Raw genomic sequence first — 23,587 nt, 5'->3', positions numbered from 1 at the left:
TATCGTTAAGCTATCGCCACTGCCGACAGACGCGAAAGCTCTCATTGCGCCGGTTCCGTCTGCGCGACGCATTGGAACCGCGCCAGGAAGTGCAGGCCGGCCACGGCCAGAACGAACATGAACCAGATCGGATTCTGCCGTTCGAGCAGGAAGGTCTCGGTCGCCCCGTAATACAGGCCGAACAGCCACACGGTCAGGAACAGCTTGGCCAGCGCGCCACTGCGGCTGTGAGCCTGGGCTGACTGGAAATTGCCGAGCGGTGCGAGCACGAAGACGAGGATCACCAGCAGCAGGCCCGGCAGGCCGATGGTGACCGCGAGGTCGAGATAGCTGTTGTGGCTGTGCGCCGCGGACGTCGCCCATTCGGCGCCCTGGGCGGTCTGCCGGGCCGTGACGTCGTCCCAGAAAGCCGCGTAGCCGTGCCCGATGATCGGCTTCTCGGCGACGGCCGCGAGCGCGAACTCCCAGATCGCGGAGCGGCCGGTGAAGGTGGGATCGAGCGGCAGCAGCCGCGTCAACGCTCCGAGCGCGGGGCTCATCACGCTGCCGACCGTCAGCAGGTTCATCACGAGCAGCGGCACGAAGCAGATGATCCGCTTCAGCCACAGGCCGGGCGTGACATAGGCCAGCGACGCGAGCGCGTAGATCGCAAGGCAGAGCACCGAGGAGGTCTTGCCGCCGGTGAAGATCAGGAAGATGCCGGCGAGCGCCGCAATCGCCGGGCCCATCACGAACGAGCCCACGGCACACAGATAGATGCCGACATAGACCAGGATGGTCATCACGGGCGAAGCGACGTTCTTGTGGCCGAAGCTGCCGCGCCAGTCGCCGGCGAGCTGCGGCTCGGCGATGTCGAGCGCGGAGTGGATCGAATATTGCGGCGCGAGGAGGACGCCGAGATAGCAGAGCGCGAGCAGCACCAGCGCGGCCGCACCCAGGCACAGATTGAAGCTGCGCTGCGTCGGCGGCAGCAGCGGCAGCAGGATGGCGAGCGACGTCACGCTTGCGAGAAGCGCGAAGCGCTGGATCGACACACCGCGGCTCTCGGACAGGACGATGTTGATCAGCAGCCAACCGACGAGACAGAGATGAAGCGGCGTCACCAGGCTCTTCAACGCCGGCCCATCCGTGGTCGCCACGAACAGCACCGCAACCGCGGCCAGGAGGCCCCAGGACAGATAGGCCAGCGCCATTCGTCCACCGCCGATCGTGGTGACATCGGCATTGCGCAGGTCAGGGAAGGGATCGAGCGTCACCAGCACCAGTAGCAGCGACGCGACGGCGACGAGACAGCGCGCGGCCTGCACGGCATTCAGCTGCGCAAGACCCTCGCACAGCATCCGGCCCAACGATCGGGCCTCGAGGTCGCTCATGTCGGCGGCGCTGCGGTCCATGGTTCAAGACATCTGGTGACGCCGGTGAAGCTCTGGCTCGGGGCGCGGCTCCGCTGAGAGGCCGTCAACGGGCGCGCCGGAACTCTGCCCCTCCGGCTGCCGCACGATGCTTCGCGCGATTTCGTAATATTGCAGCGCGCGTTGCTCGAGCGTGAGGTTGTCCAGGATAAAGCCGCGCGGATCGAACGCGCCGGCGGTGCACCCGGCCCAGAAATTGTCCCAGCCTGCCTCGAACCCCGCGATGTCCGCGAATTTGGCCCCGCAGCGGTCGTCCCAATAGGGCACCGACGACACGGGCGCGAACTGCACGCGATGCGGATAGTAGTCGGGGTCTCGCCACGGTCCGCCCGGATCCCAGGCGAACACAGGCACGCCGCAGGACAGGGCCTGCTGATAGGCGATGCCCTGGCTTTCGTTCTGGCACAGGAAGATCATCGCGCGCGAGGCCGCCAGCGCGGCCTGAAAATCCTCTTCCTTGTAGCCGCCGTAACGCAGCTCCGTGAAGGAGCGTCCCTCTTTTCGCAGGCGAGCGCGGACGGGCTCGATCAGCTCCGGTGCGTAGCGCTCGCGGTCCCAGTGCACCTTGTCGTAGATCAGCACATCGAAGGTCTTCTGGGAGGCGTGCGCCGGCGCCCACAGATCCGTGTCGATGCCGATCGGCCAGGCCTCGGTGTCGGGCCAATGCGGCCGGTACATGTCGACGTACCAGGGGCCGGGCACCACGACCTTCTTCACGGGCAGACGCTTGAACAGGTCAGGATCGTCGAGCGGATGATTGTGGGCGGCGACGCCGAGCAGGATCGGATTCTTCCACGCGAACTTGTCGAGCAGGAAGGTGCGGCCGATGATGCAGGCCAGCTCCTCCGGATGCTGTGCGATGTAGCCGTAATCATTGACACGGTAGCGGATGCCGAGGCGGTCGAGCCCCGCACAGAGATTGAGGAACACGCGCAGCTGGCCGCTCATGCGCGGCTCGCCGAGCAGCAAGCGGCGCGCCATGCGCCGCAGATGCCGGTCGCCGGGAAACCAGCGATCGTCCTTGTCCTCATAGAAGAGGTTGAGGATCATCGCATCGGGGTCGTGTTCGAACGTCTTTGCGGGCACTGGATCCATCCGCGGCAGCCAGATGCGCATTCTCGCATGGGACCGGCCGTCGCACTCTTCCGAATTTGCCACAGGCTTAATGCCAGCGGCTTAACGCTAATTGACGAAACCGCGCCGACGCGCGCCTTCGCGGCGACGATCCGGCCGCAATGCGGAGTATCATTGGCACGCAGCCAATGCTGCGATCGACCGCATCATCCCCTCAGCAGATGCGCCCTGGTTAACAGACTCTTAAAGGCGAGCCGTGGCCCAGATCACCGCCGAAGACGTTCTCGATTTGCCGGCCTCCACACGCATCGTTCCAGCGGTGCGCCAGCCGCTGCCGTCGGGCTCGACCCATTCGGTCTCCGTCGTGATCCCCGCCAAGAACGTTGCGGCCTATATCGGCGAAACCCTTGCCAGTGCCTTGGCTCAGGGTGAGGTGAGCGAAGTGATCGTCGTGGACGATGGTTCCACCGACGACACCACCGCGATCGTCCGCGCCATTCGCGACCCGCGGCTGCGCCTGATGACGAATGATTCCGCCGGCGTATCGGCGGCGCGCAATCTCGGCGCGCGCCATGCAAGCGGCGAGTGGCTGCTGTTCCTCGATGCCGACGACCGGCTGCGTCCCGGCGCGGTGGCCTCGCTGCTGGCCGCGGCTCGCGGCGCGCCGCGCGCGGTTCTCGTCTACGGCGACTACAATACGATCGACCATGAGGGACGCCAGATCGGCCGGCGCGATCTCTTGAGGGGACGCCGCAAGCCGTCCGGCGACGTACTGACGCGGCTCGCGGCCGGCAATTTCATCGTCAACGGCGGCATCGCGCTCGCCCGCGCGGAAGCTTTCCGCGCCATCGGCGGCTTCGATACGTCGCTGCGATATTGCGAGGACTGGCATTGCTGGTGCCGCCTCGCCGCGATCGGCGAATTCGAATTCGCACCAAAGCTGCTGCTCGATTATCGGCTGCACACCGCCAACACCATGAACGCCGCGGTCCGGACGCCAAAGGACTTCTTCCCGGCGGTCGAGCGGGTGTTCGACGACGGGTTGATCCTGGCCAGATTGCCCGAGGGCATGGCTCCCAGGCTGCGCCTCACCGCCGAGCTTCATCTCATCACCTATGCGGCGATGCAGGCGGTTCGCTTCGGCCGCTATCGCCAGGCCCTGGGCTATCTCGGAATGATCGGCCGGCGTTCGCTCAAGGCGCTGCCGCGTGCCACGGCAAGAACCGCCCTCGCCCGCTTCGGCATCTGACCGTCACGACACGATCTTGGAGGCCTCGTACGGCTTCGGCGCGAAGCCGAACGCTGCGAGCATGGAGCCGAGCGCGACCAGCGCTGGATGCATGGCGACGACGGCCTTCGACGTTGCCAGCAGGCGCGCGGACCGCACCAGCGACAGCGGCAGCCGCCCCAGCATCTGCGCGAAAACCCACGCGCGGCCGCCGACGCTTTGAGCCGCCTTGGACTGCACGCGGTAATTGATCGCACCGATGCGCAAGCCGCGCTTTGCGATCCAGCCGAGGCTGGTGCGGCTTTGCGGCACGGTCTCGGTGATGACGGCCTCCGCCGTCCAGTGGAACATCATGCCGGCGTCGCGGCAGCGCACGAAGAAGTCGCAATCGCCGCCGCCGAGGAAGTTGAAGCGCAGGTCGAAGGCAGGACGATCGAACCGCTCGAAAACGGACCGTGTGATCAGGCAATTGCCGCAGCCATAGATCAACGGCACCGCGCCGGAATAGTCGTAGGCGGGAGCGAAGGCGGGGTGACGCGACAGCCAGGGCTTGCTGTCGTCCTCGAAGTCAGGCAGCACCGGCCCGCCGACCACGTCGGCGCCGGTCGCCTCCGCCGTGCGGACCATCAGCTCGAGCCAGTCGGGTGATGCAATCTCGTCGTCGTCGATCATCAGGAAACGGGTCGCGGCGGGAAACAGCGCCTGCGCCGTCTCGAACGCAGCGTTGATCGCCTGGCAATTGCCCTGCCGTTTCTCGACGAGGCAGACACCCTGGAGCCTGCCGGCGGCCAGAAACTCCGCGGCGACCGGCGCGCTTTCGCGCCGCGCAGCGTCGTTCTCGACCATGACGACGGCAAAGGAACGCGGGGTCCGCTGGTTCGCCAGCGAGTCCAGCGTCAGCCGCAAATGCTGCGGACGGCGGAAGCAGGGAATACAGACGACGATGCCGACCGACAGGTCGATCACGCGGGAGCTCGCCGCGATCTCCCGGTTGGGATCGCGCACGGCATCCGAGATGCGCGTGGCGGACAGGTCTGTCGGGATCAATGTCATGACGTCTTAGATGTCCGAGATGTGTTGAAAAAGCCCTGCGTCGATCACGCATCCTGCGACGGCACATCGCCGCGGGACAGATGCGTCCCAAAATGAGCAGCCAGTCGAAGGCGCGGGCCGAGGCCTCGCGCCGATCTGCCGGCCGTCCCCAGACGTCATCATGCGCTTAACCGCTTTCGCCTGTTTCTCCCGCGAAATCATGCGCACGTGATACTGCAATTTGCGGTCCATGCGACTGCAGCCATCCAACATGAACAATACCGTAGTTAATGCGCATGCGCATTAACCGGACCCTAAGCACTGCGATCGGTGACAGCGCCCGGCATCAGATTTGCTCTTCGGGCATGCGAGATTTTTCCTGTAAATTTGAATAGAACAAGCGCGGTCAAGAAACATGAACAAGCCAGCCACGATCGATTTCGCGACAGCCACGGCGATCCAGATCCCCGCGGCCACCGCACCCGTCCAGGCGCTGCACGATCTCGTCCCCGGCGAAGCCCGCGACAGCCTGCTCACCGTTCACGACCTGCTGCGTCGCGAGTTGCCGAAAGGCCAACTCGCCATCTACGAAGCCGGTGGCGGCTCGTGCAGCGTCCTGCCGCCGGAATTGCTCGGCCGCAGCAAGGTCACCGTCGTCGATATCGACGAGGACCAGGTCCGCAACAACGGCTATGCGGACGAGGCGATCCTCGGCGACGTCCAGACCTACCGTTTCGCGCAGCAGACCTTCGATCTCGTGATCTGCTACAACGTGATCGAGCATCTGCCCCATGTCGACGCCGCGCTCTTGAACTTTCGCGATGCGCTCAAGCGCGGCGGCATGATCCTGATCGGCGCGCCCAATCCGCGTTCGCTGTCCGGCGTCGTCACCAAATATTCGCCGCACTGGTTTCACGTCTGGTTCTACCGGCACATTCGCGGCATCAAGGATGCCGGTCTGCCGGGCGAGCCGCCGTTCCCGACCTTCTTCCATCCGCTGGTGACGCTGCCCCGGCTCGAGGCGTTCGCGGCCGCCAACGGCCTCGAGATGATCTACCGCCGCGAGGTCGAGAGTCCGCGCTATCCCGAGATGCGTCGGCGCAAGCCGCTGTTCGCGGCCCTCGTGGACGCCGGCGCCGCCTTGCTGAACACCATGCTGTCGCGCGGCACCGACGTCCGCCGCGGCGACTATCACGTCATCCTGCGCAAGAGCTGACGATCATGGCGCGCAAGCGGCTCATCATAGGACATGCGGAGACCCGCAGCCGAGCCGTGCGCGGTAACGAACCGTTAATGTCCAGGGAGCCCTCGCGACCCCGGCGTCACGAGGACGCATCGCGGAGTGGCAGGCGCTTAAACGCTTTGTTTGCCATTTCGGTGAATAGTCCCTCAATGAGTATGGTTAATTTTCCCAGTTGCGTTGATTGGGCACCTATATCCCGGGTGCATGGCGTAGAGCGAAGAGTAACCCCTCAGCCTGCGGCAGTTGGAATGGAAGCTGGGGATCATGCTTGACTATAACCAGCCGATAGATCGGGCGAGACCCGAGTCCCCGCAACAGAAGTCCCAGGCCGGCTTCAACGTGCTGGAGCTCGCCAATCTGCTCTGGCGGCGCAAGGTCGCGATTGCCGCGGCTGCCCTGCTCGGCGCAACGCTTGCCGTCACCATCGGCAAGAGCCTGACGCCCCGCTACACCGCCACCGCCCAGCTTTATGTCGATCCGCGCGAGCTTCAGCTCGTCGACCGTGAACTCACGCCGCGCGCGCAGGACGTCTCCGGCATGTCCATGGTGGTGGAGAGCCAGGCGCGCCTGATCACCGCCAACAGCGTCCTGCTCAAGGTGATCCAACAGGCTGGTCTCGACAAGGATCCGGAATTCGGCGGCGGCGACGGCAAGAGCCTGATGTCGTCGCTGCTCGGCCTGATCGGCCTTCAGTCTCCCCCGCCCTCCGCCGCGGTCAACAGCGAAGTGCAGCTCGCGGCGCTCGAGGCGCTGAACCGTCACATCACGATCCGCAAGACTGAGAAGAGCTTCATCGTCGACATCGAGGTGTGGTCGACGGATCCGGCGAAGGCGGCGATGCTCGCCAACACGCTGACCAACGCCTACCTCACGGAATCCCGCAATTCGCAGGCGTCGGCCGCCCGGCGCGCCACCAACGATCTCTCCGGCCGCCTCAAGGAGCTGCGCGAGCGGCTGCGCAACGCCGAGACCGCGCTCGCCACCTACAAGGCCCAGAACAATTTCGTCGGCACCCAGGATGCGCTGATCAGCGACCAGCAGCTCTCCGCCAGCAACCAGCGGCTGTCCGCTGCCCGCGCGGCGACGATGGATGCCCAGGCACGGCTCGACCAGATCGAGGCGAGCCGCCGCACCGCCGCCGATGCCGGGGCGATTCCGGAAGCGCTGCAATCGCCGACGATCGCGAATTTGCGCGCACAATATGCCGATGCGCGCAAGAAATACGCGGAGCAGGCTGGTGAGCTCGGGCCACGCCATCCGGCGCTGCGCCAGACCGAGAAGCAGGTCGAGGACCTCAAGCGTACCATCAGCGAAGAGATCGACCGCTTCGCCCAGTCCGCCAAGAACGATCTGACGCGCGCCCGCGACTTCGAAGCCTCGCTCAACCGGGCGCTGGAGGCGCAGAAGCGGCAGAGCGTCCAGCTCAGTCAGGCCGCCGTGCGCCTGCGCGAGCTCGAGCGCGAAGCCGATGCCAGCCGCGACGTCTACCAGTCCTTCCTCAAGCGCTCCCGCGAGACCGAGGAGCAGGAGAGCCTGAACACCTCGGCGGCCCGAATCATCGGCGAGGCGACAGTGCCGCAGCGGCGCTCGTTCCCGCCCGCGATGAGCCTGTTCGCCATGATCGGCTTCATCTTCGGCGCGCTCGCGGCGTCGAGCTGGTTCGTCGCGGCCGAGTTGCTGTTCGCCGGCGCAACCGCGCCAGCGCCCGCGCCGGCCCGCCGCGACCGCAAGCCGATGCCGGAGAAGACCCGCGTTCCCGAGGTTGCACGAGAGCTGGAAGCATCGCGGCCCGAGCCGGCGTTGCGAGCCCCCGAAGTCCCGCAGCTCCCGCCCGAACTTGCCGCACCACCGCTGCAACCCGCGATGGTCGAAAGCCCCTTGATCGAAAAGCCGCTGATCGCGCGCCTGCAGGAGGCCGACGTCATTCACACGCTCGGCGCCATTCTCACCACCGGCGGCGGCGTCGATCTCACCCGGCTCGGCTGGCCGACATTGCGGCCCGGCTTTCCCCTGACGAAGCTGCTCAATGCCTGGCGCGACATGCGCGCGGCCGTGGCCCGCCGCGCCGGCGGCAAGGCGATGCCCGTCATTGCGCTCGTCGGCACCGGCGAGACCACCGGACGCAGCGTGAGCGCGCTGAACTTCGCACTCGCGGCTGCGCGCGATGGAGCCCGCGTGCTGATGATCGACGCCGACCATCAGACCCACGCGCTCTCGAACAAGGTCAGCCGCCCCGGCAAGAACGAGCCGAGCAGGCTCGGCTGGCTCTCGATCGGCAGCAAGGCCGCACGCGAGATCAAGACGGTCAACGGCATTTCGGTGCTGCCGGCCGGCGAGGACGATGCCGGCAAGGCCGCCGAGGCGATCCGCAAGGCGATCGCGCAGGCGCGCGCCGCAGGCGGCTACGACCTCGTGATCCTCGACGGCCCCGCGATGCCGCTTGTTGCCGGCGACCGCAAGCTGCTCGACGACACCGACGCGCTGGTGGCGGTGCTGCCGACCAGCCACGACATCAACGACAGCCTCGAAGAGGTCCTGAGCGCGCTGGGCCGCGCCGAGCGCAAGCTCGTCGGCGTCGTGCTCGACGAGCTCACCCCTTCAGTCGAAACGCGCCAGCGAGGCAGACAATATGCTTGAGCGCCGCGTCAACCTCGATGGACGGGCAGCGACTGCCGACGTGCCGCGGATCACCGTCGGCGGGCTTCGCATGGCCGCGCTCGACCTGGAAGCCACCGCCGATTTCATGATCGAGGCGACCGATCCCAATCACCGTATCGGCCGTCCGCTGTTCCTGACCTCGGCCAATGGCGAGGTGCTGGCGCGCTGCTCGACCGAGCCGCAGACCGAGCATCTGTTCCGCGCCGCCGATCTGATCAATGCGGACGGTCAGCCGCTGGTCGCCGCCTCGAAGCTGCAATCCTGGTTTCCGCTGCCCGAGCGCGTGGCCACCACGGACCTGTTCCACGTCGTCGCGCGCAAGGCGGAAGCGGCCGGCCGCACCTTCTACATGTTGGGCGCCAGCGAGGCGGAGAACGCCGCGGCCGTCGAGAACGTCCAGAAGATGTATCCCAATCTCAGGATCGTCGGGTACAGCCACGGCTATCTGCGAGGCGAGGCGCTGCGCGCAAAGGTCGATGAGATCAACGCACTTGCGCCTGATTATCTGTGGGTCGCGTTGGGCGTGCCCAACGAGCAGGCATTCGTGAAGGAATTCACGCCGCACCTCACCAATGTTGGCGTTATCAAGACATCGGGCGGGCTGTTCAACTTCCTGTCAGGAAGCCGTTCCCGCGCGCCGCAATGGATGCAGAAGATCGGACTCGAATGGGTCTGGCGCACCTTGCTCGAGCCGCGGCGCCTGTTCTGGCGCTATTTGACCACCAACCCCCGCGCGCTCTATCTTCTCTTCAGCCGCAAACGACCCCTCCGCTAAGAGAAGAGCAGAAGACACGACATGACAGACCGACCGACCGTCCTCGTCACCGGGGGCGCGGGCTACATTGGCTCGCATGCCTGCCGCGCATTGACCGCCGCCGGCTATCAGCCCATCGTTTATGACAATCTCTCGACAGGCCATCGCAGCTTCGTTGCCGGCCCCCTGGTCACGGGCGATCTGCTCGACGGCGCGGCGCTGGCACGCGCCTTCGCCGACCACGAGATCACGGCGGTGATGCATTTCGCGGCGGCGAGCCTGGTCGGCGAATCCATGACCGATCCGCAGAAATACTATGTCAACAATGTGCAGGGAACGCTGTCGCTGTTGCAGGCGATGCGCAACGCAGGCTGCCAGCGCATCGTGTTCTCCTCAACCGGCGCCGTCTACGGCAATGCCGATTCGAAGGAACTGCCGGAAGACTTTCCCTGCGCACCGATCAACCCCTACGGCGCATCGAAGTGGATGATCGAGCGGATGCTCGCCGACTACCGCTCTGCCTATGGCTTCGGCGCGTTCTGCCTGCGTTATTTCAACGCCAGCGGTGCCGATCCCGCCGGCGGCATCGGCGAGCTGCGCGACAATGAAACCCATCTCATCCCCCGCGCCATGATGGCGCTGCAGGGCCATGTCGACTTCGCAGTGTTCGGCGACGACTACGACACGCCCGACGGAACCGCGATCCGCGACTACATTCACGTCACCGACCTTGCGGCGGCGCATGTCGCGGCCCTGAAGCTTCTGGAAGGCGGACATGCCGGCGGCAGCTTCAATCTCGGCACCGGAGCCGGCTTCTCCGTGCGCGAGATCCTCAACGCCATCAGGCAGGAGACCGGACGCGAGGTGCCGCACACCGTCAAGCCGCGCCGCGCCGGCGATCCCACCTATCTGGTCGCAGATCCGTCTGCCGCGCGAAAGGTGCTGAACTTCGTGCCGCGCCATTCCGACCTGGCTACGGTGATCCGAACCGCCTGGGCCTGGCACCAGACGGCACATCCGTTCAGGCCGCGTTAGGCAATCAACGCAGCCGCAGCCGTCAGACGACGGCGCGCTTCAGCCGTGACGCCACGGCTTCCGTGGCGACGGCGTCCGGCTCCGGCTGGAGCGGCGGGGCGACCGGCAGCACCATCGGCCGCAGCAGCTCGGCCATCTCGCGCGCCGGTACCGGTTTCGAGATCAGGAAGCCCTGCATCTCGTCGCAGCCATGGGTGCGCAGGAAGGCCTCCTGCTCGGCGTTCTCGACGCCTTCGGCGACGACGGTCATGCCGAGCGCCTTGCCCATGCTGATGATCGCCTGTGCGATCGCCTGGTCTTCCGAATCCTGCGGCAGGTCCCGCACGAAGGAACGGTCGATCTTGATGGTGTCGATCGGGAAGTGCTTCATCAGCGACATCGACGAATAGCCGGTGCCGAAATCGTCGATGGCGAGGCGAATGCCTCGGCTCTGGATGGCGTCGAGCACCTTGAGCGCGCGGCCGACATTGCGCATCATCATGCTCTCGGTGACTTCGAGCTGCAGCAGCACCGGCGACATGCCGCTGGCCGCCAGCGCCTCGTCGACGTCCTGCAGCAGATGCTCGTCGGCGAACTGCCGCGGCGACAAATTGACCGCCATCGACAACGGCAGCAGGCCGCGGCGCTGCCAGGCCATGGCCTGCGCGCAGGCCTCGTTGAGCACCCAGCGGCCGATCGGCACGATCAGCCCGGTTTCCTCCGCAAGCGGAATGAACTGCGCCGGCGAGACGTTGCCGAGCTCGGGATGGCTCCAGCGCAGCAGCGCTTCGACACCGGTGATCTGGCCGGTCTCCATCTCCACCTTGGGCTGGTAGTTCAGCGAGAACTGCCCGCGCTCCAGCGCCCGGCGCAGCGCGCTCTCCAGCGACAGCCGCTCGATCGACTGCGTCTTCACTTCCTTGGAGAAGAAGCGATAGCCGTTCTTGCCGTCTTCCTTGGCGAGATACATCGCCATGTCGGCGTTCTTGGTCAGCGTCTGCGCGTCGGAGCCGTTGGCCGGATACATCGCGATGCCGATCGAAGCCGTGGTGTGGCACTCGTGCCCGGCCAGTTCCATGGGCTGGGCGAGCGCGGCCAGGAGCTCGGTCGCGATGTGCTGAACGTCGTCGATCTCGCCGCACTGGTCGAGGATCACCACGAATTCGTCGCCGCCGAGCCGCGCCACCACGTCGCTTGCCCGCAGCGCGCCGCGCAGGCGGTTGGCTACTTCGAGCAGGAGCAGATCGCCAGCCTCGTGCCCCAGCGAATCGTTGATGACCTTGAAGCGGTCGAGATCGATGAACAGCACGGCAAAGCGGTGATCGTGCCGCTCCGCCGTGGCGATCGCCTGGCGCAGCAGCGCGTTGAAAGTCTCGCGATTCGGAAGGTCGGTCAGGCTGTCATGCGAGGCGAGATACTCGATCCGCTCGTCCGCCTGGTTCTTGGCGTCGGCGCGATCGAAATTCTCCACCGCGAAGGCGACGTTGTCGGCGAGGCGCTGCAGCAGCTCGACGAACTCGATCGTGAAAGTCGCCGGCTCGGTCGACATGTAGATCATGACGCCGACGGCCTGGTCGTGCACGATGAGCGGAAATGCCGCGCCGGAGCGCGCGCCGTCGCCGCGCACGACGGCGTGGAAGGCGCTCACGCGCTGGTCGTTGAGATAGTCGTTGCTGATGCAGGGCTGGCGCGTACGGAACGCCGTGCCGCTCATCCCGCGTCCTTCGGGCCGCTCGGGGTCGATGGAGAGGCGGACGTTGCGCGTGGTGTCGGCGGAGGGGCCGGCGCTCGCCACGATTTCCAGCTGATCGCTGTCGGCCCTTGCCAGCGCGATGGTGGTCGAGGTGAACTTGGCACCGTTCGAGGCCGCAAGACACACGAGATCGAACAGCTCGGCGCGCGACTTCGCCCGCATGATCGCCTCGTTGGTCGCGCTCAGCGCCGCGAACATGCGCCTCAGGCGCTCCTTCTGCGCCTCGGTGCGGGCCTTCTCCTCGGCACGCTCGAAATTGTCGAGTGCGAACGAGACGTTTTCTGCAAGACGGGCCAGCAGCTCGACCAGATCGGGCGTGAATGTGTCCTCCTCCGGCGCGAGGAAGAGCAGGATGCCGATCGGCTTGCGGCCGTCGCGCAGCAGCGGGAAGCTGGCAGCGGCACGAGTGCCGTCCTCGACGGCCTTGGAACGCCAATGTACCGAGCGCGGGTCGTGCATATAGTCGTTGATGACGCTCGGCCGGCACGTCCGCAGCGAGATTCCGATGATTCCCTGGCCCTCGGGGTGATCTGCGGAGATCGCGCAGGTGCGCCCGACCATCCGCTCCTGGAGCCGCCCCTTCACGGCGACGACCCGGACCAGTTCGGATGCCTCGTCGATGATTCCAATCGTCGCCGAGGCGAACATGTCGCCCAGCACGGCTGCCTGGCATGCGACGTCGAACAGCTCCTCGCGGGTCTCGGCACGCATGATGGCTTCGTTGGTGGCGCTCAACGCCGCAAACATGCCGCTCAGCCGGTTTCGCTGCTTGTCGGCCTTCGCTTTTTCCTCGGCGCGGTCGAGATTTGCGATCGCGAATGACACGTTGCGCGCAAGACGTTCCAGCAGTTCGACCAGCTCGGGCGTGAACGTGCCGATCTCCAGGGAATTGAACAGGAATACGCCCTCGGTATGATCACCGTTGAGCAACGGCAGCGCCGCGGAGGACTTGACGCCGGTGCGGCGCGCGCTGTCGTACCACGGCTTGAGGCGGTCGTCGGCCAGCAGGTCGTTGGTCAGGCACGGCTTTCCGGTGCGGAAACACGTGCCGGTCAGGCCTCGTCCTTCCGGCACCTTGTCCGTCGTCGCAAATTTCAGGCTGCGCACCTCATCGGAATTCGGTCCCGCGGAGGCGACGACGCGCAGCAGCTCGGAGGCAGGCTCAGCGAGCGCGATCGTAGCCGAACCGAACTTGCCGCCTTGCACCGAGGCTTCGCAGACGAGATCGAACAGCTCGGCCCGCGATGTCGCCCGGATGATCGCTTCATTGGTCGCGCTGAGCGCGGCATACATGCGCGCCAGGCGTTCCTCCTCCGCCGAGATGCGGGCCTTTTCGGACTCCCGGCCGAAATTCTCGATGGCGAACGAGACGTTCTCGGCCATGCGCAGCAGCAGCGCGACGATCTCCTCGTCCTTGGCCCAGGAGCGGCTGATGAAGAACAACAGCACGCCGACACTTTCGCCGCGCTTGACCAGGGGCGCGACCACGCAGGCGGCGACGCCGGTATTGACGTTAGCCTGCTCCCAGGGCGGGCCTCTGGTGCGGCTGGCGAGGTCGTCCTCGACGATGGCCTTCTGCGTCCGGAACACCTCGCCTGAGATGCCTCTGCCAAAAGGATTATCCGGGTCGACTGAATAGCGTGCCTGGGTGACGAGCTCCAGGTTCTGTCCAGTGGCGGCGACCGGCTTCATCCAGTGGGAATCCGGCTCGCGGAGCAGCACGATGGTCGCCAGCGACTTGCCGCCGTGGACGGAAGCGTCGCATACGAGCTGGTACAGCTCCTGCTCGGTCTTGGCGCGCAGGATGGCTTCGTTGGTGGCGCTAAGCGCGCCGAACATGCGATTGAGCCGCCGCGCAGCCCGCTCGGTGGTCTTCTGCGCGGTCGCGCGCGCGAAATTATCCAGCGCATAGGAAATGTTCGCCGACATGCGCTCGAACAGCGACACCATCTGCTCGTTCAGCGAGCCGGCTTCGCGGCGGGTCACGTAGAGCACGCCGACGCTCTTGCCGTTGCAGAGCAGCGGCAGCGCGGCAGCCGCGCCGATGCCGGCCGAAGCCGCGCCCTCGCGCCACGCCAGCGAGCGCGGATCGTTCAGATAATCATTGCTGACGCACAGCTTCTGGTCGCGAAACGCCTCGCCACCGACCCCAGATCCCTCGGGTGTACCGGCTTCCGTCGTGATGACGATCGAGCGAAGGCGCGGGATGTCGTCGCCGCAGCCGGCGGCGAATTGCAACAGACGGCCGTCCGGTTCGGCCAGGAACACGGCCACGGCCAAAAAGTCCCCGCTCGAAAACCCGGCGTCGCAGACCTTCTGGTACAGCTCGTCCGGCGATTTCGCATAGAGAATCGCTTCGTTGATGGCGCTCAACGCCGCAAAGGTGCGCGCGAGTGTCGTCGGCACGATCTCAGCTCCCGGGCATTCTGCCAGTTTCTCCCGGGTGACTTTATGAACGGCCATCGCCTAAGTGGTCGTTATTGCGCGCCGCAAACCGTCAATCAAAGTGAACGAGCTGCGAACGGGATGCGCCAAACTGCCGAAAATACCGCCGCGCGGGACGGGTCTTCGACCAAAGGCGCGTTCTCTTTACGAATCTGCAGCCCTGTATTGGTTTACGGGAGATTGATATCGCCGCCGCGCTTTGAGACGATGGCCTTAACAACCAGCGCCCGCCAAGGGCACGAACCTCGGGGAACGCCATGCCGATCGTCAAGGCCGATCGCCTCACGCGCGTCAGCGCCGCCCTGCTCCGCGCCGCCGGAGCCTCCGAGGAAGAGGCGGACGCCGTCGCAAGCGGTTGCGTCAACGCCAATCTCGCCGGCCACGATTCCCACGGCGTCATCGCTATTCCCACCTATATCGACCGCATCAAGGCCGGCCACATCGTTCCCGGCGCCGAATGGACCATCGTCCAGGAATCGCCGACCACGACCGTGATCGACGGTCATTGGGGTTTTGGCTTCCACGTCAACGCCAAGGCGATGGCGCTGACGATCGAGAAGGCCAAGACGGCGAACGTCGCGGCGTGCACCGTGTTCCGGCAGAGCCATGTCGGCCGCCTTGCCGCCTATCCCCTGATGGCGATGCGCGCAGGCATGATCGGGATCGCGACGGCGGATTCCGGCCGCTCGCCGAAGCACGTGGCGCCGTTCGGGGGCAAGGAGGCGCGGCTCGGCACCAACCCGATCTCGATCGCGGTGCCGTCCGATCTCGATGCGCCGTTCTATCTGGACATGGCGACCTCGGCGGTCGCGGCCGGCAAGATCCAGCTTGCGGTCGCGCGCGGCGAGGACATTCCAAACGGATGGATCATCGACGCCGAGGGACGGCACACCACCGATCCCACGCAATACCGCAAGGGCGGCGCACTGCTGCCGCTCGGCGGCACCGAAGGCTACAAGGGCAGCGGCCTCGCCGCCATGGTCGAGGTGCTGTGCGGCTTGCTGACCGGTCTCGGCTTCGGCGTCGAGCCGACGGGGCGGCACAATGACGGATGCTTCATGGCGGTGTTCAACGTCGCCGCGTTCCGGCAACTGGCGGAGTTCAAGCGCGAGGTCACCGAGTTCGCGCATTATCTGAAATCGACGCCGCCGTCCGAGGGCAGCACGGGCGTCTACTATCCCGGCGAGATCGAGGGCCTGCGCGAGCAGCAGCGCCTGCGCGACGGCATCGAGATCGAGGATGCCACCTGGGAGAAGCTGCGAGCGCTGGCGCGGGACTACCGGCTCGACACTGTGCTCGATCTGGCCTGACGGAATGGAGAACAGCAGCATGAATCGACAGATGGTCCTGGTCGGCTTCCTCCAGGCGCAGAACTGCACCAATTTGCCGAGCTCCTGGCGGCATCCGGACTCGCGCGACGATTCCATGTCGGCGGACTATTATCAGGCGATCGCCAGAATTCTCGAAGCCGGCAAGTTCCACATGGCCTTCTTCGACGATCGCCTGGCGATGCCGGACCGCTATGGCAACGACCACGCCCACACCGTCGAATACGGCATCCGCTGCGTGAAGATGGATCCGCTGATCGTGCTGACCACGATGGGCATGGTCACCGAGAAGCTCGGCTTGGGCGCGACCTGCTCGACCACCTATTACGAACCGTTCGACGTCGCGCGCCGGTTCGCGACGCTCGACCTGATGTCCGGCGGGCGCGCGGGCTGGAACGTCGTGACCTCGCTCAACGACGGCGAAGCCCTCAACATGGGGCGCGACTCCCATCCCGAACATGATTCCCGCTACGACAAGGCCGACGAGTTCATGGAGGTCGTGCTCGGTCATTGGGACACCTGGGAGGACGGCGCGCTCATCATGGACAAGAAGACCGGCCGCTTTGCCGATCCGACCAAGGTGAAGCGGCTCGACCACAAGGGACCGGCCTTCAAGTCGCGCGGGCCGTTCACCGTGCCGCGCTCGAGCCAAGGCCACCCCGTGATCATCCAGGCCGGCGCATCCGGCCGTGGCCAGCGCTTTGCGGGGCGATGGGGTGAAGTCATCTTCACTGCTGCGCGCAATCTTCAGGCCGCCAAGGACGGCTATGCCGCCGTGCGCAACGAGGCCGCCAAGGCCGGCCGCGACCCCGACCAGATGTTCCTTTGCAATCTGACGACGCCGGTCTGCGCCGCGACCAAGGCGGAGGCCGAGGACAAGATGGCGCTGATCAACAAGCTGCCGCTGCAGATCGATGCGCTGTCGTTGCTCGCCGAAGCCCTCAACTATGATTTCGCCTCCAAGGATCTCGACGAGCCGCTGACGACGGACGAGCTGAAGAGCATGCAGGGCATTCTGGGCATCCGCGACGGCGTGCTGAAAGCTTCGGGCAAAAGCAATCCGAGCGCGCGCGACTTCGTCACCTTCTCCGGCCGCGGCCAGGTCCAGGACGCGATGGTCGGCGGCCCCAAGGAGATCGCGGACAAATTCGAGGAAATGTTCGTCGAGCGCGGCTGCGACGGCTTTGTCATCGCGGCAACCTACGTCCCTGGCTCCTACGCCGATTTCGTCCAGCATATCGTGCCCGAGCTGCAGCGCCGCGGCCTGTTCCAGAAGGATTATCGCGGCAAGACGCTGCGGGAGAATCTCGGACTGAAGCGGCCGGCGGCCGGCGCCTGGAAGGTGCAGCCGCGCGATGCCGCAGAATAACGACGAGGACACAGCATGCGCTGGTTGAAATTCACGGCTGCGGGCAAGACCTCGTGGGGGATCATCGAGGGCGACAAGGTCGTCGCGGTCGAGGGCGAGCCCTTTGGTGAATGGCAGCGCTCGTCGCGCACGCATGCGCTGTCGGATGTGAAGATCGAGCTGCCGCTGATCCCCCGCACCTTCTATTGCGTCGGCTTGAACTATCTGAAGCACCTGAAGGAGGCCGCCGACAAGGCCGGCACCGTACCGGCTGTGCCAGACCGCCCCGAGATCGGCTATCGCGCCCAGAATGCGCTGATCGCGCATGACGAGGACGTGGTGATCCCGTCCTTTGCGACGGAGAAGATCCACTATGAAGGCGAGCTCGTCGTCGTCATCGGCAAGAAGGTGAAGCATCTCACCGAAGAAAACGCGATGGATTGCGTGTTCGGCTACACCATCGGCAACGACGTCAGCGAGCGAAGCTGGCAGAAGGCCGACCGCAGCCTGTGGCGCTCGAAGAACGCCGACACGTTCAAGCCGATGGGCCCGTGGATCGAGACCGAGGCGGATCTCGCGAAGATGGAAACGGTGGTTCGGGTCAACGGCAAGGAGACCAACCGCTTCGTGACCGGCGACATGATCTTCGGCGTGGTGCCGTTCCTGGTCGAGCTGACCAAGTATTTTACCTTGTGGCCGGGCGATGTGATCTGGATGGGCACCGACGGCGCCTCGCCGGACATCAAGCACGGCGATGTCGTGGAGATCGACATCACGGGCGTCGGGACGTTGCGGAATCGATTTGTGCGGGAGGAGCGGTAAGCAACGGTGCCGTAGGGTAGGCAATGCGAAGCTTGCCCACGCCTTTCTTCGACGCGTCAAGAGATCGTGGTCGCGGCGCAAGGGCGCCTTTGCCCACCCTGCGAGACCTCCTTCAAAACGGCAGCGCCACGCTCGACTTGATCTCCTTCAGCACCACATTGCTGCGGACATAGCGGATGCCGGGGATGCGAAACATGAATTCGTCGAGGAAGCGGTTATAGGCCGCCATGTCCTGCACGACGACGCGCAGATGATAGTCGGCGTCGCCCGTGGTCGCGAAGCACTCCAGCACCTCGCGCCGCTTCGTCACCCGCGCGACGAATTCGTCGACGAACTTCGCGTCATGCCGCTCCAGCGAGACGTGGAGGATGGCCGACATCGCAAAGCCGGCCTGCTCGCGCGCGACCAGCGCCGCATAGCCCTGGATGACGCCGGCCTCCTCCAGCGCGCGGACCCGGCGCCAGCAGGCCGAGGTCGACATGCCGACCTCATCCGCCAGTTGCTGGTTGGTGGCACGACCATCCTTCTGAAGATGAGCGAGAATCCGGGTGTCCTGGTCTTCAATCATGGAGCTCTCCCAATTCAGTTAAATCTACCAGATTTCACCACGTTACGAGAAATTCTACCAGAAATCGGCTCCCGTTCGAGAAAATAGGTAAGAACTACCAGCGCTCCGGGCATACCCTTCCACCATTCCGGCAGGGTGCCGCGCGAGGTCTGCCATGGACGCCATTCCGTCACTCGACACCTATGAGCTTTCCGACCGCTACGACCGCGAAGAGGGCCGCGTCTTCCTCACGGGCACGCAGGGCATCGTCCGCATCGCGCTCGACCAGATCAGGCGCGACCGTGCCGCGGGGCTCAACACCGCCGGCTTCATCTCCGGCTATCGCGGCTCCCCGCTCGGCGGCGTCGATCTCGAGCTGTGGCGGATCCAGGAGCGTCTCAAGCGGGACCGCATCGAATTCCTGCCCGCCGTGAACGAGGATCTCGCGGCGACCGCAGTGCTCGGCTCGCAGCAGGTGGAGACGCAGGGCGACCGCGAGGTCGATGGCGTGTTCGGACTCTGGTACGGCAAGGGCCCCGGCGTCGATCGTTCCGGCGATGCACTGAAACACGGCAATGCCTACGGCTCCTCGCCGCATGGCGGCGTGCTGGTCGTTGCCGGCGACGACCATGGCTGCGTTTCCTCCTCGATGCCGCACCAATCCGACGTCGCCTTCATGAGCTGGTTCATGCCGACGCTGCATCCGGCCAGCGTCAGCGAGTATCTGGAGTTTGGTGAATATGGCTACGCGCTGAGCCGCTTCTCCGGCATGTGGGTCGGCTTCAAGGCGATCTCGGAAATCGTGGAATCAGGCGCCTCCGTCGCGCTGCGCCCGCCGCGCGCCTTCCGCACGCCTGACTTCACGCCGCCGCCTGATGGACTGCACTACCGCTGGCCCGATCTGCCGGGTCCGCAGATCGAGGAGCGGCTGGAGGCGAAGAAGCACGCAGTCTACGCCTTCGCCAAGGCCAATCCGATCGACCGTCACATCTACGACATCAAGGATGCGACCTACGGCATCGTCACCACGGGCAAGGCGCATCTCGACCTGATGGAAGCGCTGCGCCTGATGGGCCTCGATGAAGCCGCCTGCCGCAGCATCGGTATCGACATCTACAAGGTCGGCATGGTCTGGCCGCTGGCGCTGCATGACGCCATGGCCTTCGTGAAAGGCAAGCGCGAGATTTTGGTGGTCGAGGAGAAGCGCGGCATCATCGAGAGCCAGTTCAAGGAATATTTTTACGACTACCCCGGCAGCAAGCCCGAGCGCATGGTCGGCAAGCATGACGAAACCGGGGCTAGGCTGATCTCCTGGATCGGGGAATTGTCGCCGCGCGCACTGGCGGGCGTCCTGGCGCGCCGGCTCGACCCGATGTTTCCCGGTCTCAATCTTGCCGCACGCGCCGCCGCGCTGATGCCGGAGGCGGCACGCACCATCAACGTCCCCGGCGCGACGCGCACGCCGTATTTCTGCTCGGGCTGCCCGCACAACACATCGACGAAGGTGCCCGAGGGATCGAAGGCGCTGGCCGGCATCGGCTGCCATTTCATGGCGAGCTGGATGGACCGCGAGACCTCGTCGCTAATCCAGATGGGCGGTGAAGGCGTGAACTGGGCGGCGTCGTCGCGGTTCACCGGCCGCAAGCACATCTTCCAGAACCTCGGCGAAGGCACCTACTACCATTCCGGCTCGATGGCGATCCGGCAGGCAATCGCGGCCAAGGCCAACATCACCTACAAGATCCTGTTCAACGATGCCGTCGCGATGACCGGCGGCCAGCCGGTCGACGGTCCCGTCAGCGTGCATGCGATCGCGCACAGCGTTCGCGCCGAAGGCGTGACGCGCATCGCGCTGGTGTCGGACGATCCCGCACAGTTTGCGCTCGCCGACCTGCCAGCCGGCGTCACCATCCATCCGCGCGAGGAAATGGATGCCGTGCAGCGCGAGCTGCGCGATATTCCCGGCGTGTCGGTGCTGATCTATCAACAGACCTGCGCCACCGAGAAGCGGCGCCGACGCAAGCGTGGCGCGATGGCCGACCCCAAGCGCTTCGCCTTTATCAATGATCTCGTCTGCGAGGGCTGCGGCGACTGCTCGGTGGAATCCAACTGCCTCAGCGTCGAGCCGAAGGAGACGCCGTTCGGCCGGAAGCGGCAGATCAACCTGTCGTCCTGCAACAAGGATTTTTCCTGCCTCAACGGCTTCTGCCCAAGTTTTGTGACTGTCGAAGGCGCGACGCGCCGGAAGAAGGCCGCGAGCCAGATCGACGCGGTCGGCCGTGCGGCCACGCTTCCCCTGCCCGCGACCGCAACGCTCGACCGTCCCTACGACCTGCTCGTGACCGGGGTCGGCGGTACCGGCGTGATCACGGTCGGCGCACTGATCGGCATGGCCGCACATCTCGAACGCCGTGGCGTCTCGGTGCTGGACTTCACCGGCTTTGCGCAGAAGTTCGGGCCCGTGCTGAGCTATATTCGCCTCGCACCAAGTCCCGAGGCCCTGCACCAGGTGCGCATCGACCAGGGCGCGGCCGATGCGCTGATCGGCTGCGATCTCGTCGTCAGCTCTTCGCCAAAGGCATCGGGCACCTATCGCCGAGGAACGCGCGCCGCGGTCAACACCGCGGAGATGCCGACCGGCGACGTGGTCCGCTTCCGCGACGCAGATCTCGCCTCCGCCGCCCGCCTGCGTGCGATTGGCCGGGTCATCGGCGAGCACAATCTCAGCACGATCAATGCCAACGCGCTGGCCGAACGGCTGCTCGGCGATGCCGTCTATGCCAATATCATCATGCTCGGCTTTGCCTGGCAGCGCGGCCTGGTCCCGATTTCATTGCAGGCGCTGCTGCGCGCGATCGAGCTCAACGGCGTCGCGGTCGAGCGCAACAAGCAGGCCTTTGCCTGGGGCCGCATTGCCGCTTCCGATCCCGACTTCCTGCCAAAGGCGAGCGAACAGCCTGAGGTCGAGACGCTCGACCAGATCATCGAGCGCCGCGCCGACTTTCTCGCCGCCTATCAGGACAGCGCCTATGCGGAACGCTACCGAACGACCATCGCCGGCGTTCGCAGCGCCGAGGCTGCCCTGAACAGCGAAGCCCTGACCGAGGCCGTCGCCCGCGCGCTGTTCAAGCTGATGGCCTACAAGGACGAATACGAGGTGGCACGGCTGCACATGCAAAGCGGCTTCCTCGACGAGCTCAAGCGTGAATTTGAGGACGGCTTCAGCGTGCAATATCACCTCGCCCCGCCATTCCTCCCCTCGAAGCGCGACGCACGTGGACGTCCGCGCAAACGTGCGTTCGGCCAGTGGATCCAGATGCCGCTGGCCATGCTCGCGCGCTTGAAGGGGCTGCGCGGAACGCCGTTCGATCCGTTCGGTTATACTGCGGAGCGGCGTACCGAGCGCGAGCTGATCGCGTGGTATGAAAATCTGATCAAACGGATGCTCGCCGAGCTCGATGCGGCATGTCTTCCGGATCTCGTCGCCATTGCAAAGGCGCCGATGGAGATCCGCGGTTATGGCCCGGTCAAGGACAGCGCGATCGGGACGACGAAGACGGAGGTCGAGCGGCTGTTTGGCAAACTCCACACGCCATCACCGGCGAGGATGCGTGCTACTGCTTGACGCGGCGCCGGTGAGATCTCTACCTCTAATACCAAGGGGCGCGGCTTCAGCTGGCTGGACAGGATGAAGATCGCGGGCCCGATCCCGATATTTCGATCGGGGTGGGCGCGCCTTCCTTGTCGCCGTCGAACATGATCAGGACACGCAATCCGGATGACGTCTTGTCCAGCGGCAGAAGCCCCTCCGGCTTTCGCTCCGGATCGAACGGCAAGTCCTTGAGCAGCTCGACGGACTCCGACGTGCCGTCCCACGCATAAACGGAATAGGCTCCGGGTCCGTCGGCAACGGGACCCGCCAAGACAAGAATGCGGTCCCCGAATGATGCGAGATCGCGCACGCCACGACCGTCGCCGAGCGGCAGCCGGTACAGGCGATGGTCCGTGCTATTTCCTTTGCCAAACAACGAAGTCAGCTCGACCGACAGAACGACGGCGCATTTGCCGTTCAGCACGGGGCCCCGAAACCCGGCCAGCAGGGTCCGGTCGTCCTTGATCGCCACGCCTTCGATCGTGAGCCCGTTGGCCTCCAGCCGCATGTCCATGAACGGGCGGAGAGCCGGATCGCTTGCGATCACGTCTCGTAGCCGCGGCGTACGCTCGAGGCTCGACACATTGCCGTCTGCTCCCGTCGTGCGAAACCGGACGATCTGGCTGTTTGCGGCGATCTTCGCCTGAATCTTCGCGGCATCTGCCTTGGGATCGAGCTTGTGCTTCTTGTCCCGCGGATGCCCATGCGAGCCGATGACGTAAAAGTACTCATATTCCCCTTTGGAGAAGGCGACGCCCTCGCCGTCGAGTTCGAGTGCTTTGCCATCGAACGTGTTGTCGATCAATTTGACCGGGCTGCGGGCCACAAGCTCGCCGTCGGTCAATTCGATGAACTGGGCGTCCTGGAGATTGTCGTCGATGACGAGGCATGACCGGGGAAACCCTTCCGTGGTTGTGCAGGCGATGCCACTGACATCCTTGGACTTGCCGCCGTCCTCGCCGAGCAGTCTCTTCGTGACCGGCCACGCATCGTCGGCCGCAGCAAGAGCAGGCTGCATACCGCCCGTCGCCACGAGCCCGAGCAGCAAAGTCGCAATCCATCCCGTCCTGGCGAGGGTCATTGAAGCCTCCGATCAGCGTTTGCCGGTTCAGATGTGGCCAGGTCCGGCTTCACCGCAATATGATGCCGCCGACCCCTGCGAAGCTCACGCAATCGAACGCCGATCGGCTTGCCGCCTGCCGATGCGCCGAGCAAAGCAGAGCTTGAGAAGCAGAGCCGGAAAGCCGGCATGTGCAAAACATCACATCGAAGAAACA

General features: G+C 65.3%; 15 protein-coding genes. 9 read left to right on the top strand and 6 right to left on the bottom strand.

Annotated features, from left to right (window positions below; genetic code table 11):
* Window positions 1-41: 41 nt before the first annotated feature.
* Both ML401_RS05305 and ML401_RS05300 read right to left on the bottom strand, forming a co-directional pair.
* Entirely contained in the window at window positions 42-1,394 is a 1,353-nt protein-coding gene (locus ML401_RS05305; protein WP_285810384.1) for an O-antigen ligase, read from the bottom strand.
* A gap of 3 nt (window positions 1,395-1,397) precedes the next feature.
* On the bottom strand, window positions 1,398-2,498 hold the full coding sequence (locus ML401_RS05300; protein WP_285810382.1) for a glycosyltransferase: 1,101 nt from the start codon (window positions 2,496-2,498) through the stop codon (window positions 1,398-1,400).
* A gap of 244 nt (window positions 2,499-2,742) precedes the next feature.
* On the opposite strand from ML401_RS05300, the gene ML401_RS05295 reads away from it, so the two are divergent.
* The gene (locus ML401_RS05295; RefSeq protein ID WP_259215717.1) at window positions 2,743-3,735 is read left to right on the top strand and encodes a glycosyltransferase; all 993 of its coding nucleotides are present in this window, start codon (window positions 2,743-2,745) and stop codon (window positions 3,733-3,735) included.
* A 3-nt stretch (window positions 3,736-3,738) separates the two neighbouring features.
* Here ML401_RS05295 and ML401_RS05290 read toward each other — a convergent pair whose 3' ends face one another.
* Window positions 3,739-4,767, bottom strand: a complete 1,029-nt coding sequence (locus ML401_RS05290; protein WP_211418562.1) for a glycosyltransferase family 2 protein — start codon at window positions 4,765-4,767, stop codon at window positions 3,739-3,741.
* 394 nt (window positions 4,768-5,161) lie between these two features.
* Here ML401_RS05290 and ML401_RS05285 point away from each other — a divergent pair, with 394 nt between their 5' ends.
* The 4 genes from ML401_RS05285 (at window position 5,162) to galE (ending at window position 10,436) form a co-directional block, all read left to right on the top strand.
* The gene (locus ML401_RS05285; RefSeq protein ID WP_211418563.1) at window positions 5,162-5,962 is read left to right on the top strand and encodes a bifunctional 2-polyprenyl-6-hydroxyphenol methylase/3-demethylubiquinol 3-O-methyltransferase UbiG; all 801 of its coding nucleotides are present in this window, start codon (window positions 5,162-5,164) and stop codon (window positions 5,960-5,962) included.
* Window positions 5,963-6,253: 291 nt separating this feature from the next.
* Window positions 6,254-8,626 carry an exopolysaccharide transport family protein gene (locus ML401_RS05280; RefSeq protein WP_285810380.1) on the top strand — a complete coding sequence of 791 codons (2,373 nt, stop codon included), beginning with the start codon at window positions 6,254-6,256 and terminating at the stop codon, window positions 8,624-8,626.
* Window positions 8,619-9,422, top strand: coding sequence for a WecB/TagA/CpsF family glycosyltransferase (locus ML401_RS05275; RefSeq protein WP_194405990.1), 804 nt, complete (start codon window positions 8,619-8,621; stop codon window positions 9,420-9,422). Before ML401_RS05280 ends, ML401_RS05275 begins: the two co-directional genes overlap by 8 nt.
* Before the next feature lie 21 nt (window positions 9,423-9,443).
* Entirely contained in the window at window positions 9,444-10,436 is a 993-nt protein-coding gene (galE, locus tag ML401_RS05270; protein WP_211418565.1) for a UDP-glucose 4-epimerase GalE, read from the top strand.
* Window positions 10,437-10,458: 22 nt separating this feature from the next.
* On the opposite strand, the gene ML401_RS05265 is transcribed toward galE, so the two are convergent.
* Window positions 10,459-14,574 (bottom strand): GAF domain-containing protein, encoded by a 4,116-nt coding sequence (locus tag ML401_RS05265; RefSeq protein WP_285810376.1) that lies wholly within the window; start codon window positions 14,572-14,574, stop codon window positions 10,459-10,461.
* Window positions 14,575-14,870: 296 nt separating this feature from the next.
* On the opposite strand from ML401_RS05265, the gene ML401_RS05260 reads away from it, so the two are divergent.
* Genes ML401_RS05260 through ML401_RS05250 form a run of 3 tightly spaced genes read left to right on the top strand, consistent with a single transcriptional unit; the run spans window position 14,871 to window position 18,111 of the window.
* On the top strand, window positions 14,871-15,923 hold the full coding sequence (locus ML401_RS05260; protein WP_285810375.1) for an Ldh family oxidoreductase: 1,053 nt from the start codon (window positions 14,871-14,873) through the stop codon (window positions 15,921-15,923).
* A gap of 19 nt (window positions 15,924-15,942) precedes the next feature.
* Window positions 15,943-17,310 carry an LLM class flavin-dependent oxidoreductase gene (locus ML401_RS05255; protein ID WP_212067930.1) on the top strand — a complete coding sequence of 456 codons (1,368 nt, stop codon included), beginning with the start codon at window positions 15,943-15,945 and terminating at the stop codon, window positions 17,308-17,310.
* A gap of 15 nt (window positions 17,311-17,325) precedes the next feature.
* Window positions 17,326-18,111 (top strand): fumarylacetoacetate hydrolase family protein, encoded by a 786-nt coding sequence (locus ML401_RS05250; RefSeq protein ID WP_285810373.1) that lies wholly within the window; start codon window positions 17,326-17,328, stop codon window positions 18,109-18,111.
* 112 nt (window positions 18,112-18,223) lie between these two features.
* On the opposite strand, the gene ML401_RS05245 is transcribed toward ML401_RS05250, so the two are convergent.
* Window positions 18,224-18,679: an Lrp/AsnC family transcriptional regulator gene (locus ML401_RS05245; protein WP_212067928.1), complete on the bottom strand. Its 456-nt coding sequence runs from the start codon at window positions 18,677-18,679 to the stop codon at window positions 18,224-18,226.
* 154 nt (window positions 18,680-18,833) lie between these two features.
* Between ML401_RS05245 and ML401_RS05240 the strand changes: the two genes are divergently transcribed.
* Window positions 18,834-22,283 carry an indolepyruvate ferredoxin oxidoreductase family protein gene (locus ML401_RS05240; protein WP_285810370.1) on the top strand — a complete coding sequence of 1,150 codons (3,450 nt, stop codon included), beginning with the start codon at window positions 18,834-18,836 and terminating at the stop codon, window positions 22,281-22,283.
* 46 nt (window positions 22,284-22,329) lie between these two features.
* On the opposite strand, the gene ML401_RS05235 is transcribed toward ML401_RS05240, so the two are convergent.
* A complete protein-coding gene (locus ML401_RS05235) occupies window positions 22,330-23,391 on the bottom strand; it encodes a DUF3616 domain-containing protein (protein ID WP_285810368.1) in 1,062 nt (353 codons plus the stop codon).
* Window positions 23,392-23,587: the final 196 nt, after the last annotated feature.

It is taken from the genome of Bradyrhizobium sp. 62B (genome assembly GCF_030272265.2).
Classification (GTDB): Bacteria; Pseudomonadota; Alphaproteobacteria; order Rhizobiales; family Xanthobacteraceae; genus Bradyrhizobium.
This window is presented reverse-complemented; position numbering and strand designations above follow the sequence as displayed.